Here is a 12546-nt window from a genome sequence, read left to right on the forward strand (position 1 = left end):
CCATTTGCGGCAGGTACTTCACGTCGATGTGGAGGTAGCCCGGCTCGTAGGCCTTGAAGGCGCTGTGCTTCGGCTTGGCCGCCTTGGTCTTCAGGTCGCGCAGGTTCCCCACGCCATGCCGGCGCAGGCAGCGGTCCAGCCCCGAGCGCGAGGCGTTCGGGTTCAGGAACTCCCGCACAACCGCCAGCAGATCATCCAGCGACACCAGCAGCGCCTTTCGCAGGGCCACCGCGACGGCCTCCTGCGGTGGTGTCAGCGTCGTCTGGAGCCTGTGCGGCGTGTGGCTGCGATCCGCGACGCTGTCGCGCTTGCGCCACTTGTAAACGGTCTGCTCCGTTATGCCGAAGCGCTCGGCCAGGACCGGAGCAGGCTCCGTGCTCGCCTGGATCGCCGCCCGCACCTTCGGCGTGGTCGTGGCCTGCTTGTGAAGATGTATCAGCATGGTCGTGCCCCGTCTCGAAGGTCCCTCAGAACCGATCTTGCCATGAAGAGCGCGGATCGTCGCGGGGAAAGGTGATCATCCGGGACGGAACACCTATCCCTTTCGAATCAAGACGAGCACAACTCGACCTGCACCCTCACGGCTGCCCGGAGACTTGCCGTTGCCTCCTGCAAGGCGGTCCTCCAAAACTCCATCCAGTTCCGGCTTCTTTTCCGTAATCGAAACGCGAGGGATTTTGCCGCATGGAAGTAGAGCACTCAGCGCCCTCACTCGGCCGGCGTCACCGCTTTCTTCTCGCGCTTGTCACGACCGAGGCCGACCACGTTGGGCGCATCTTTCCGGCCATAGCCCGTCAGCTTCAGGGCGTCCGTCACTTCGGCCAAATCCTTGCGCAGGCGGTCGATCTGCTTTTCGGCCAGTCCTTCCTCGACCGATATTGCCTGCATCCAGCGTCTGATCTCCTGCACGGTGGCCTGCGCCATGGAAATGCGGGTGCGGTAATCCTCGACCTCCTGCTGGCGTTGACGGAGGAAGGAGCGGGCCCGCTCAACCTTCTCGGACGAGTAGATGTCCGCCAACTCCCTGCTTTCGACCGACATCTGCGCCGCAACCAGCAGCACGTCGTGCTCCAGCTCGGCGAGGTCCGGATGATCGCGCATCCAGTCGATCCGCTCGCGCATGGCATCGAATTCGCGGCTTAACTGAAACGCTCCCTCGCGGTCGGCGGCATGCACATGGGCGTAGGCCCGCGTCACGTCGTCCATTGACAGGTGAAAGTCCCGGTTCGTCAATTCCAGCCGACGGACGCGGGAGTTGGCAGGCAGAAAACCAACCAAGATCAGGAGCAGGATCGTCAGGCCGATTTGGCCGATCATGCCCGCTTCTGCGTAGGGCGTGCCGTCGACGGCCACGGTCAGCTCCGGCCATGGCACGAGCCCGGCAAAGGCGCCGGCCGTCAGGGCCGTCAGCCCCAGCGCGGCGATGAGCAGAATAAAGGTGCAGACCTGCTGAAGCAGCGAGGTCGCGACGGCAACATGTCTGTTCGTGTCACTCATTTGATCGAACCCCCTCATGGCAGCGGTGTCAGGAGTTTTTCCGCCTGCCACAGGACAAGCATAGCGGACTTCCGCCTACATAACGCCAAAATTTGCCAAACTGTTCCTGCAAAAGCGGATTCGACTTGACAATCCGTTAATCAGGGGGGGGAGTCGTTTCCTATTCGTCGCCGCGATAGCTGCGATGGTAGCGTCCACCCAACGAGGTCAGCACCTCGTAGCCGATCGTGCCGGCCTGCGCGGCGAGGGCATCCACCCCGCGATGCGCGTCGAGCACACGGAACGTTTCCGGGTCGGCATCCAGATGGCCGATATCGACGCCGATCAGGTCCATCGAGACGCGGCCCACGGCGGGGCAGGGGACCGGCCCCGCCATCAGATCCAGACCGGGTTGCAACGCCCGGAACAGCCCGTCGGCATACCCGCCCGCCACCGTCGCGATGCGCGTATCCGTGCGGGCGGTCCAGGTGCCGTCATAGCCGACCCGTTCCCCCTCCGCGATGTCGAAGCAGGCAATGACAGGCAGGTCGAGGCGGACAACCGGCTCAGCGTCGGAGAAAGGGAGACCGCCATAGAGGCCGATCCCCGGTCGCACCATGTCGAAATGGTAATCGCCTCCCAAAAGCGTCCCTCCCGTCGCGGACAGGCTGCGGGGGACGTCGATCCCGTCGGTCATCTCGTGAAAGCGGGCGAGTTGTCTGGCGTTTTCCGGATTTGCGGCATCGTCGGAGCAGGCCAGATGCGAGGTCACGAGGACGGGCCGCGCCCGAAGTGCCAGTTCCGCGACCGCGGCCCATTCCGACATCTTCAGGCCCAGCCGGTTCATGCCCGTGTCGAGCTGGATGCCGAAGGGGCGGCGGGGCAGGGCTTCAAGGTGGCGGGCGATCTGGTCGACGGAACACAGCATCGGCACGAGGTCCGCCCGGTCGATCGTCGCCGTGTCGCCGGCCATATGCCCGTAATAGATGTAGATGCGCGGCTCGGGCCCGAGGGCGCGGCGCAGGGCCATGCCCTCATCCGCACTGGCCACGAAGAACGCGCGACATCCGGCCCGGAACAGACGCCCCGCCACGGCGACGGCACCCAGACCATAGGCATCGGCCTTGACCGTCGCGCCCGTCTCGCAATCGGACGACGACATGGCGTCAAGCGCGGCCCAATTCGCGGCGACCGCTTCGAGATCGATGTGGAGAAATCCTGTCGGCATGGCGCGTTGATGCGGCGGCGGCGGCGCAGGGTCAAGCGGCGCCGTGCCGCCGGTTCACCCTTCGCCCTGCCAAGGCTTCACGAGATTTCCGAACCGCGTGAACCGTCCCTCGAAACTAAGTTCGACGGTGCCGATGGGGCCGTGCCGCTGCTTGCCGATGATGACCTCAGCCTTGCCGTGCACGGCCTCCATCGCCGCCTGCCATTCGGCCATGCGGTCGAGCTGGTGATCGCCCGGCTTTTCGCGTTCCTTGTAGTATTCCTCGCGATAGACGAACATCACGACGTCGGCATCCTGCTCGATAGAGCCGGATTCGCGAAGGTCCGAAAGCTGCGGGCGCTTGTCGTCGCGGCTCTCGACCTGGCGCGAAAGCTGCGACAGGGCGATGACGGGGATGTCCAGCTCCTTGGCGATCGCCTTGAGACCCTGCGTGATCGCCGAAACCTCGTTGACGCGGTTGTCGCCACTGCCGGGGGCCTTCACCAGCTGCAGGTAGTCCACGATCAACAGGTCGAGCCCGTGCGTCCGCTTCTGACGCCGTGCGCGGGCGGCGAGTTGCGCGATGGGCAGGGCAGGCGTGTCGTCGATATAGAGAGGGCAGGATTCGAGCGCCTTCGCCGCCTCGACAAAGCGGCGGAATTCGGCCTCGGTCATGTCGCCGCGCCGGATTTGCTCGCTAGGCACCTCGGCGGCCTCGGACAGGACGCGCGCGGCGAGCTGTTCGGCCGACATCTCCAGCGAATAGAACCCGACGACACCGCCACCAAGAAGCGTCTCCTGCCCGTCGGACGCCGTGCCCCGCTTGAAGGCCTTGGCCACGTTGAACGCGATGTTGGTGGCCAGCGACGTCTTGCCCATCGACGGGCGGCCGGCGAGGATCAGCAGGTCGGAGCGGTGCAGGCCGCCGAGCTTCTTGTCCATGTCCAGCAGACCGGTGGAGATGCCCGACAGGCCGCCGTCCCGCTGATAGGCGGCATTGGCGACGTCGACGGCTTGCTTGATGGCCGACAGGAAGGATTGGAAGCCCGTCTCGGAGCGGCCCTGCTCGGCCAGCTTGTAGAGCTTGGATTCGGCGTCGACGATCTGCTGCTCCGGTTCGAGGTCGACATCCACGTCGTTCGCCTGCGCGGCGATATCGCGGCCGAGGGCGATGAGTTCGCGGCGAATGGCCAGATCGTAGATCATCTGCGCATAGTCGCGCACCGCGTATCCCGCCACGGCCGATGCCGCGAGCGTCACCAGATAGGATGGCCCCCCGAGGGAGCGCAGGCCCTCGTCCTCTTCCATGAACGGCTTGAGCGTCACCGGCGAAGCCAGCGCGTTCTTCTGGATCCGGGTGGCGCAGATGCCCCAGATGCGGGCGTGGACGGGGTCGTAAAAATGCTCCGACCGGATGATCGAGGCGGCGCGGTCGTAAAGATCGTTATCGGTCAGAAGCGCGCCGAGAAGCTGCTGCTCGGCCTCGATATTGTGCGGGAGCGACCCTTCGGACGGGGCCGGAACACCGGCGTCAAGACGTGCGACTTCGTTCATTTCGATGCTTCCTCTGCCACAGGCTCGTCTACCGCGCGGGGCCGGGCGTCACAACCGGGAGGAACTTGTGGAGAAGCTGTGGGAAACGGCAATTACCCATGGGTAATCGTCGCAAGGCTCGGTAATCACGCGAGAAAAATCAGCGGGTCGCCAATGCCGTCGCCTGCCGCAGGGTTTCCGCCCAGTTGCAGGCCAGCCCGTCGCCATCGGGGTCGAGATTATGCCGGTCGACTTGCGGGCCGCCGGAGCCGAGGAACTCCGCCTGCGCCGCCGCTTCGGTCAGGAAATCGCCGCAGTTAAGGACATCGGTTTCCGGATCCGTGTTTCCCCGCCGGTATCGCGCACGCCCCGCAATCGCGAGCGTCCGCCGCCCCAGATAGGCTCCGCGTGCCACGAATTGCCCCCGGCTGCCCAACTCCGCCTCGGCGCGCGCCAGTTCCAGCGGATCGGAGGGGCGCGCCTGAAGCGCCCACAGGCGGTTCGTGTCGAGCGCGGAGAGGCGGGCCGCCGCCCGGCGTTCGGGCGAGGTCGAACCGGTTTCAACGCCGCCGCCCGCGCAGGCGGCGAGGAAGGGCAGAACGAGAAGGATGCGCATGGACCTGTTCCTCCGGATGGTCACGACAGGCAGGGAAGCGGGTTCCGTCGGCGCCGTCAACACGGACCACTCCGTCAGGAATTGTGCGCCGCCTGCCAGCCGCGCGGGTCGTCGAGATAAGCCTCGACCGCGGTAAGTGTCTCTTCGTCGAAGGCATGCTGCCGCTTTGCCTCGGCCAAGACGTCCCACCAGGTCGCGAGCGCATGCAGCGTGACCCCGTGATCGCCGAGCGTTCCCGCCATCTCGGGGTAGATGCCATAGCTGAAGATCACGCCGGTATGTCCGCAGGTGGCGCCGGTTTCGCGGATTGCATCGACGAAGGAGAGTTTGGAGCCGCCATCGGTGGTCATGTCTTCGATGAGCAGGACGCGGTCGCCCTCGGCCATGACGCCTTCGATCCGGGCCCCGCGTCCGTGGCCCTTCGGTTTCTTGCGGATATATGTCATCGGCAGAGCCATCCGTTCCGCCACGAGCGCGGCGAAGGGGATGCCGGCGGTTTCGCCCCCGGCAACGTTGTCGAACGCCTCCATCCCCGCGTCGCGCATGACGGTGACCGTCAGAAAATCCATCAGCGTCGCGCGGATCCGGGGAAACGAGATCAGCTTCCGGCAATCCACGTAGGTCGGCGCGGGGAGGCCGGACGTGTGGATGAACGGGTCCCGGGCGTTGAAATGGACGGCACCGACTTCGAGCAGGGCCTTGGCGGTGAGGCGGGCGATGTCCTCGGCGGAGGGGTAGGTCGTGGGGATCATGGCGTTTCCTCGACATGCCAATGGACCGGACGGCCCGGATCGAACGGGGTGACGGTGAGGCCGTGCGCCTCGAGCCGCCGGGGAACGGGCACCGGGTCCACACGACGCAGCAGCGTCACGGTGTCGTCGTTCGGCGCAAGCCCGTAATGCGCGGGACCGTTGAGCGCGGCGAAGGCCTCCAGCCGGTCGAGCGCGCCTTCCTCCTCGAAGACCTGCGCATAACAGGCCAACGCATGCGGGGCGGTGAAGCAGCCGGCCGCGCAGCAGGTCGCCTCCTTCGCGTGAGTCGGATGGGGGGCCGAATCGGTGCCGAGGAAGAAGCGCGGGTCGCCCGAAGTGGCAGCCTCGCGGAGTGCGGATTGATGTGTGTCGCGCTTGAGGATCGGCAGGCAGTAAAGATGCGGGCGCATCCCGTGGCTGAGCATGTCCGTGCGGTTCATCATCAGGTGCTGCACGGTGATGGTCGCGCCGATATTGTCGTGATCGCGCACGAAGGCCACGGCTTCGGCGGTCGTCACATGCTCCAGCGTGATCCGCAGCGCCGGATGCGCCGCGCGCAGGGGCGCGAGCCTGCGGTCCAGGAACGCCGCCTCCCGGTCGAAGATGTCGCCGTCGGTCGTCTCCCCGTGGATGCAGAGTGGAACGCCGGCTGATTCCATTGCCGTCAGAACGGGGCGGATCCGTTCGAAATCCCGCACGCCCGAGGCGGAATTGGTGGTCGCCCCGGCGGGGTAGAGTTTGACCGCGGTGACGGTGCCGTCGGCATGGGCGGCGGTCACGTCCTTCGGGTCCGTCTCTTCGGTCAGGTAGAGCGTCATCAGGGGGCGCGCGAAGCCCGCTTCGGTAATACGGTCGCGATATGCGCGGGCCTGTGCGCCCGTCGTGACGGGAGGGACGAGGTTCGGCATAACGATTGCCCGCCCGAAATGGCGGCTTTCGGGCGCGACAAGGCGCAGCATATCGCCGTCGCGCAGGTGCAGGTGCCAATCGTCGGGGCGGCGGATGGTAAGGCGGTCCATGACATTCCGACTAGCCGCCTTGTGACGGGGATGCCAGAGGGGCAGGGTGGTTCGGTCGATGCGGTCCGAGGACAGTTTCGCCGGCTGCCGTGCGGCGGCGCGATGTTCGTGGCCGTGTGTCCTGTGGCGAACGGGCAGAATAGTGTATCCTTCCCAAGTTTCGTCACGTTCATTTGCCCGTGGACTTGATGCAGCCGAGAGAGCATGGGAGCGAGGTGGTGCAGAATACGGAAGGCAGTCCGGAGATGATCCAGGACATAATCGAAGAAAAGATGTCTCTGGCCGGTGACGCGGCTCCGGAAGCTGGCGCTGAAGCTGTGAGGCCGTCCCTATTCTGCCCCGGTGCAAAGAAGAATCACCGCCAGAAATGTTCCTCCGAGGCGGTTCCAGTGCTTCACTACGGCCGGTTGCAAGCGGCCCCACCATCTCGGCTCACGCGCCGTCACACCGGTCTGGCGGCTGGCGTACCGGTGGCCTACGCGGTCAGATTAAAAGGATAAGTCCATGACGTTCTGGAAGCTTCAGATGCGGACGGCTCAGATGATGCTCGAGGCGCAGACAGTGATGTCGCTGCGATTAATGGGTATGGCGGGGATTCTCCCGGCCGACCCGGGCGAGAACGCTCGCATGGTGACCGAAAAGCAAACTGCTTTTGCGCAGGCCGGGCTGGCGGCTATGGGCGCGATGATGGCCGGGCGCTCGCCCACCGTAATTTATGGTCACGCGCTCACGCCTATCGGACGGACGACACGGGCAAATTCACTGCGCTTGGGTAAGGCGAAGCGATGAAGTTTTGGGCGCGGCTGTAGCATCGCCTAATAGCTGAGACTTCAGGTAAAACTCGATTGCTGCGGTGGCTCATGTGTTAAGCGCGTTTATGAGCAGCGAGTTTTCTGCGTGGTTTGATCATTATTGAAGCAGTTTTCGAAGCCGCTGGAGAGCCTGATTCCGGAGCGTCTCGAAGCTGGAGTGGAAAGACCAAATTCATGCGAGGCATCTGTGGCTCCCAACGGGCTCCTTATGATTTCTAGGCGGCGTTGACAAAACCCTTTCCCTGACGGCTTTGGTTCGATTCACGCTGCCGGACTACGGTCAGGCGGGTGATGTGATGGCGCGCGGACTGATGTCGGATGCGGAATGGCTGTTCTTCAAGCCGTTCATCCAGAGGGTGCGAGCGCGCAACGGGCGGCATGGAAGCGATCACCGGCGGGTGCTTGACGGGGTGTTCTGGGTCGCGCGGACGGGCTCGCCCTGGCGCAACCTGCCCGAGGAGTTCGGCAAATGGTCGCGTGTCTACCGCCAGTTCCGCCGTCGGACGCTCGCGGGGCTGTGGGGGGGGACGATCCTGGAAGCCCTGAACGAGGGCGCGGCCGAGCGCAATCACCCGCCCGACCGCTTGCAGAGGATCGACAGCACGGTGATCCGGGCGCATCAGCATGCAGCCGGCGCAAAAGGGGGACTCCGCGATAGGGTATTGGCCGCTCAAGAGGTGGCCAGACGAGCAAGATCCACCTCCGCACGAACGGCTGGAGCCTCCCGATGCGCACCGATGTGACGCCGGGCCACCCAAGTTCGACACTTTAGGGGCGGTTTCATGATCATCTGCTTTGGCCGATGACGTAGTTTCAATAATTTAGTGGACGCCCCGAGGTCGATATGGATGGCCGGTGTAGTCACACGATGCGGGTGTATTACCCATTTCCTCTGGGGCTTCGGCTCAGGTATCATCGCTACAAAATGTATACGCGCATCACGAAGACCGGCGGCCGCCAGTATCTCCAACTCGTCGAGGCCTACCGCAATGACCGCGGGCAGTCCCGCGTCCGCGTGGTCGCGAACCTTGGGCGGCTCGACAAGCTTACCCCTTCGACGCTCGATCCTTTGATCAACGGCCTGAACCGGGCCGTTGGCCGCGCTGAGAATACCGCCTCGGAGGTCATCCAGGAGCCCGGCCGCACGTATGGCGACGTCTTCGCCCTTCACGAGCTCTGGTGCGACCTGGGGATCGACAAAGCCTTGCAGCAGGCCCTGCGCTCATCCCGGCGCGGCTTCGATGCCGAGGCGCTGATCCGGGCGATGGTGTTCAACCGGCTTTGCGCGCCGGAGTCGAAGCTGGGATGCCTGCGGTGGCTGGAGACGGTCGCGATGCCCGGGATGCCGCAGACCCCGACACACCAGCAGCTCCTGCGCGCCATGGACGCCTTGATGGACAACCTTGATCCCGTCGAGGCCGCGCTGAGCCGCCAATTCCGCCCCTTGGTCGATCGAGACCTTTCGATCGTGTTCTACGACCTGACCACTGTGCGCATTCACGGCGAGGGGGAGGTTGCCGACGATCTGCGCGCCTTCGGCATGAACAAGGAACGCGGCGGCATCGCCCGGCAGTTCGTCCTCGGCGTGGTCCAGACCGCAGAAGGATTGCCGCTCTTGCATACGGTCCACCCCGGCAACGTCGCCGAGACGAAGACCTTGCAAGGGATGCTGGAGAAGGTGCTCGCGCGCTTCCCGATCCAGCGGGTGGTGCTGGTGGCCGACCGCGGCCTGCTCAGCCTCGACAACATCGCCGAACTGACCTCGGTCGCTGAACGGTCGGAGCGCACGCTGGAGTTCATCCTGGCAGTGCCGGCCCGTCGCTATGTCGACCTGGTCGAGACCTTCCAGAACCTCGCCTTCCACGAGGGCGTCGCAGAAGCCACCTTCGCCGGTCACCGGCTCATTGTGGCGCATGATCCCTTGCGGGCCGAAGACCAATCCCACAAGCGTCGGGCCCGCATCGGCGAGCTGGAGGCGATGGCGGAGCGGATGGTGGGCAAACTCGATGCCCAGGACGAGGGGCAGACGGCCCGCGGACGCCGCGCCTCCGATCGCGGTGCCTATAGCAGGTTCGCCCGCACCGTGGCCGACGCAGAGCTGACCCGCTTCATCAAGCCCGATCTGCACTCGGACAGGTTCAGCCATACCATTGACGAGGCGGCGATCCGGAATGCCGAACTCTTCGACGGCAAGCTGGCAGTCCTCACCAATGCCCCCGACATTGCGCCTGCCGAGGCCATTGCGCGCTACAAGGCCCTCGCCGACATCGAGCGTGGCTTCCGTGTCCTGAAATCCGACATCGAGATCGCGCCGGTTCATCACCGCCTGCCAGAGCGCATCCGGGCACACGCGATGATCTGCTTTCTCGCCCTCGTGCTCTACCGCGTGATGCGGATGCGCCTGAAGACTCACGGCCACAGCGCGAGCCCACGCACTGCTCTCGATCTGCTCGCGCGCATCCAGAAACACACCGCCCATATCGGCGAGAGATCATTCCACGGAACCAGCAAGACCACTCCGGAGCAACTCGACCTCTTTGACGCCCTAACAGGCTGCTGAAAAAGGAAATGGACCTCGACGAACTGCATCAGCCGTCTCGAAGGGATGACAAGATATTGTGCGCAGGCGCTTCCAAAACCGATATGATGTGTCGTCGTAGGAGTCGAAGATGGGCACTCAAGACTTTTTCAGCAGCCTGCTAAGCCTGACTAAACCGACCTGACGCCTCGCGTAGTCACACAAACGCCTGCTCCGCGTTAACAATAACAATACCTTAAGAGATTAACTGTCGAACTTGGGGGTGTGAGTTTTAAGCCGCGGTGATGAAGATGCCGAGGACAGCGATTGCGGAAATGCGTCGAAAAAGCGGCGTTGCCAGCAATCCAAAGCCCGTTGTGAACGCGGCGACGCCGGACACGGGTATGAACATGTCGCGCGGCAGGCCAAAGGTCAGGAAAAGCTTTTCCTGGACAAGCAGGTAGAGCCTCGCGGTAAGACTCTGCTTCACAAATCGGCTGATGGCCAAGCCACGCCTTTCGCCGGACGGACTTATCCCACGGCTTCCGGGACGGGTATTCCAAGCGCTGTGTAGCCGTTCATGACGGCGATACGGCCCTGGACCTCCGCAACCTGTCGGTCGAAGCCCCGCGCCATCAGACGCTGCCCGAGCAGTTTCATACAGTGCATCTTCGTCTCGACGCGGCTTCGGTGGTGATATCCGCTCCAGGTTCGCCGGATCGCGCGACCGAGGTATCCTGATGCTTGCAGCGCTTCGTTTCGTGCGATGGCGCCCGCTGTCGTCGGCTTCCAAGGCGTGGCGTTCCTACGAGGTGAGATGACGGCATGCGCACCACGGTCGGCGATGGCGTCGTGGCATTTGCGCGTATCGCAGGCGCCATCGGCGTTCGCAGGGTTTACCTCTGCCGGTCTGTTCATCCGCCGGGGGGTGGCTGAGCAGGTCGGGCAGAACTGGCGCGCCGCCGATACGGGTCTCGTTCGCGGGCTCTCTCGGACCGATAGCGTTCACCCGCTCACTCTCAACGGCTCGGGCTTCCAGTGATCGCTCGTCGAACCCGAGACGGATCCTGCGCCAGGCCCGCCGCTTGGGGCCGCCATGCTTGCGGGCGTGCCGTTCGTCGGGGAAACGGTCCACCGGACGATTTCCTGATCCTCTCACCCTTCGCCCTCGACCCTGATGCCAGTGCTGTCCGCTGCTCGGCAGGGCATTGCGCAGTAATGACCCAAGAGGGGAACAGGAGATGCAGCGGGCCCTCGGAGCTCCGAAACGGGACACTGACAGCAAGGATCTTCTGACTGCGGTTCACCGTGCTGAAGTCGGGCATCGCCCAGTCGAGATCGACCAGGCGCAACAGGCTCTCGGCGGTGAGCCTTGCCGGACAATCGTCTGGCGCAAGGCCATACCGAACAGCACTTTCATGGACAGGCACGCCTGGATGGGCGCATCACTGTAGCGTAGGTCTGCTTGCCGCCACGCCTGCCCGTCGGCTTGGCGTCTCGGATCATCTCGGGGTCGAGCCGGATCGTCAGCGGCCCCCGGCGCCTGAGCGCCTCGTTATAGGATGGCCGGTTCCTCGTCTTGTAGGCCAAGGCCGCGGCTCTGCTCATCCATCCCAAAAGACTACGCTGGAGCCACCAGATGAATCCTTCACAAGAGTTACGCAACAGCGCCGTGGGATAGGTGAATTTCTTCATGCTGGATTACATCAGCGCGATGGCGACGCCCCAGCGGAGCGCCTCGAAGCGGTGCTTCCGCCAGTTTTCGCGGCCGGAGGATTCGAAAGCTAACCCGCATAATTCATGAAGCTGCGGACTTGTGCTCCGTGGGATGGTTTCCCCGGTCTCGGTTTTCTTGCGTGCACCCGGTGTTTGCGTCCGGTTGGCAGGCCGGCCGGTGACTTGGGTCTTGGGTGGTGTGGATTGATGTTTCGGGATTTTTCGGGGCGCATGCGTCAGGCTGTTTTCGGTGGGGCGAGGGCGTCGAAGAGAAGGAGGAGAAGTCCCTTTCGGGGACACGAAGCCGGCAGGGTCACGATGATCCGGGTCTTCTTTTCGACGATGGTGGCGGCCAGCTTGACGAGATGCAGCCGCAGCGTGTCGAACTGGGCGCGGCGCCATGGTGAACGTTTTGGGCAAGCCGCGCGGAGCTTCCACCAAATCCAGTAGGCGCAGCCGTGCAGCATCAGGCGCATCTGGTTGGCGTTCGCCTTCGAGCACGACGTCCGGTCTGCTGCGAGGTGGGCCTTCCACGCCTTGATGTGGTTCTCGGCCTGGCCGCGAGCGGAATAGAGCTTCTCGTAAAGGTGCTTGCCGCGGCCGCCCTCGAGGTTGGTGACGATGTAGCGGGTGTCCCGACCCATGGGGCCAACCTCGACGCGGGCGATGACGCGGCGGGGTTTCGACCACGAGCGGGCTGCGTAGGAGAAGGTTTTGAACCGGCGCAGCTTCTGACCCGGCGTCCGGACGTAGCGCGCCGCCGTCGACGCTTCCAATGCCGAGATGTTCTGCGCCAGACGGCCGTTCTTTGACAAACCAAAGATATAGCGCAGCCCGAGCCCGTCACACAGGTCCAGAACCTGCGGGGTGCAGTAGTGGCTGTCGGCTCGCAGCAGG

Annotated in this window: 10 protein-coding genes and 3 pseudogenes; 3 read left to right on the top strand and 10 right to left on the bottom strand. The window is 64.2% G+C overall.

Features of this window, described 5'->3' with window-relative positions:
• From JSE7799_RS03435 to pyrC, 7 genes and pseudogenes are all read right to left on the bottom strand, one after another.
• Positions 1 to 442 (bottom strand): annotated as a pseudogene (locus tag JSE7799_RS03435) (helix-turn-helix domain-containing protein); the annotation flags it as partial.
• A gap of 266 nt (positions 443 to 708) precedes the next feature.
• Positions 709 to 1497, bottom strand: coding sequence for a DNA repair protein (locus JSE7799_RS03440; protein WP_144431542.1), 789 nt, complete (start codon positions 1495 to 1497; stop codon positions 709 to 711).
• A gap of 160 nt (positions 1498 to 1657) precedes the next feature.
• Positions 1658 to 2704, bottom strand: coding sequence for an alanine racemase (alr, locus tag JSE7799_RS03445; RefSeq protein WP_055662352.1), 1047 nt, complete (start codon positions 2702 to 2704; stop codon positions 1658 to 1660).
• Between the two features lie 54 nt (positions 2705 to 2758).
• The gene (locus JSE7799_RS03450; RefSeq protein ID WP_055662353.1) at positions 2759 to 4237 is read right to left on the bottom strand and encodes a replicative DNA helicase; all 1479 of its coding nucleotides are present in this window, start codon (positions 4235 to 4237) and stop codon (positions 2759 to 2761) included.
• Between the two features lie 139 nt (positions 4238 to 4376).
• Positions 4377 to 4832 carry a hypothetical protein gene (locus JSE7799_RS03455; protein WP_055662354.1) on the bottom strand — a complete coding sequence of 152 codons (456 nt, stop codon included), beginning with the start codon at positions 4830 to 4832 and terminating at the stop codon, positions 4377 to 4379.
• A gap of 74 nt (positions 4833 to 4906) precedes the next feature.
• Positions 4907 to 5584: an orotate phosphoribosyltransferase gene (locus JSE7799_RS03460; protein ID WP_055662355.1), complete on the bottom strand. Its 678-nt coding sequence runs from the start codon at positions 5582 to 5584 to the stop codon at positions 4907 to 4909.
• A complete protein-coding gene (gene pyrC, locus JSE7799_RS03465) occupies positions 5581 to 6603 on the bottom strand; it encodes a dihydroorotase (protein ID WP_055662356.1) in 1023 nt (340 codons plus the stop codon). Before pyrC ends, JSE7799_RS03460 begins: the two co-directional genes overlap by 4 nt.
• 504 nt (positions 6604 to 7107) lie before the next feature.
• Between pyrC and JSE7799_RS03470 the strand changes: the two genes are divergently transcribed.
• From JSE7799_RS03470 to JSE7799_RS03480, 3 genes and pseudogenes are all read left to right on the top strand, one after another.
• Complete coding sequence (locus tag JSE7799_RS03470) at positions 7108 to 7392, top strand: hypothetical protein (protein WP_055662357.1); 285 nt, start codon at positions 7108 to 7110, stop codon at positions 7390 to 7392.
• A gap of 319 nt (positions 7393 to 7711) precedes the next feature.
• Positions 7712 to 8175: pseudogene (locus JSE7799_RS03475) on the top strand (IS5 family transposase); the annotation flags it as partial.
• A gap of 165 nt (positions 8176 to 8340) precedes the next feature.
• Complete coding sequence (locus JSE7799_RS03480; RefSeq protein WP_055662358.1) at positions 8341 to 9975, top strand: IS1634 family transposase; 1635 nt, start codon at positions 8341 to 8343, stop codon at positions 9973 to 9975.
• A gap of 250 nt (positions 9976 to 10225) precedes the next feature.
• On the opposite strand, the gene JSE7799_RS03485 is transcribed toward JSE7799_RS03480, so the two are convergent.
• The 3 genes and pseudogenes from JSE7799_RS03485 to JSE7799_RS03505 form a co-directional block, all read right to left on the bottom strand.
• Positions 10226 to 10441 (bottom strand): hypothetical protein, encoded by a 216-nt coding sequence (locus JSE7799_RS03485; protein WP_055662359.1) that lies wholly within the window; start codon positions 10439 to 10441, stop codon positions 10226 to 10228.
• 23 nt (positions 10442 to 10464) lie between these two features.
• Positions 10465 to 11541: pseudogene (locus JSE7799_RS19490) on the bottom strand (IS5 family transposase).
• 344 nt (positions 11542 to 11885) lie between these two features.
• A partial coding sequence (locus JSE7799_RS03505) for an IS1380 family transposase (RefSeq protein ID WP_144431543.1) occupies positions 11886 to 12546 on the bottom strand: 661 nt, incomplete at its 5' end.

The sequence above is a fragment of the Jannaschia seosinensis genome (assembly GCF_001408515.1).
GTDB classification, from domain to species: Bacteria; Pseudomonadota; Alphaproteobacteria; order Rhodobacterales; family Rhodobacteraceae; genus Jannaschia; species Jannaschia seosinensis.

Excerpts from the sequence above, each read along its gene's own strand:
- JSE7799_RS03440 (WP_144431542.1), bottom strand. The coding sequence starts at position 1,497 with ATGAGTGACACGAACAGACATGTTGCCGTCGCGACCTCGCTGCTTCAG.
- alr (WP_055662352.1), bottom strand. The coding sequence starts at position 2,704 with ATGCCGACAGGATTTCTCCACATCGATCTCGAAGCGGTCGCCGCGAAT.
- JSE7799_RS03450 (WP_055662353.1), bottom strand. The coding sequence starts at position 4,237 with ATGAACGAAGTCGCACGTCTTGACGCCGGTGTTCCGGCCCCGTCCGAA.
- JSE7799_RS03455 (WP_055662354.1), bottom strand. The coding sequence starts at position 4,832 with ATGCGCATCCTTCTCGTTCTGCCCTTCCTCGCCGCCTGCGCGGGCGGC.
- JSE7799_RS03460 (WP_055662355.1), bottom strand. The coding sequence starts at position 5,584 with ATGATCCCCACGACCTACCCCTCCGCCGAGGACATCGCCCGCCTCACC.
- pyrC (WP_055662356.1), bottom strand. The coding sequence starts at position 6,603 with ATGGACCGCCTTACCATCCGCCGCCCCGACGATTGGCACCTGCACCTG.
- JSE7799_RS03470 (WP_055662357.1), top strand. The coding sequence starts at position 7,108 with ATGACGTTCTGGAAGCTTCAGATGCGGACGGCTCAGATGATGCTCGAG.
- JSE7799_RS03480 (WP_055662358.1), top strand. The coding sequence starts at position 8,341 with ATGTATACGCGCATCACGAAGACCGGCGGCCGCCAGTATCTCCAACTC.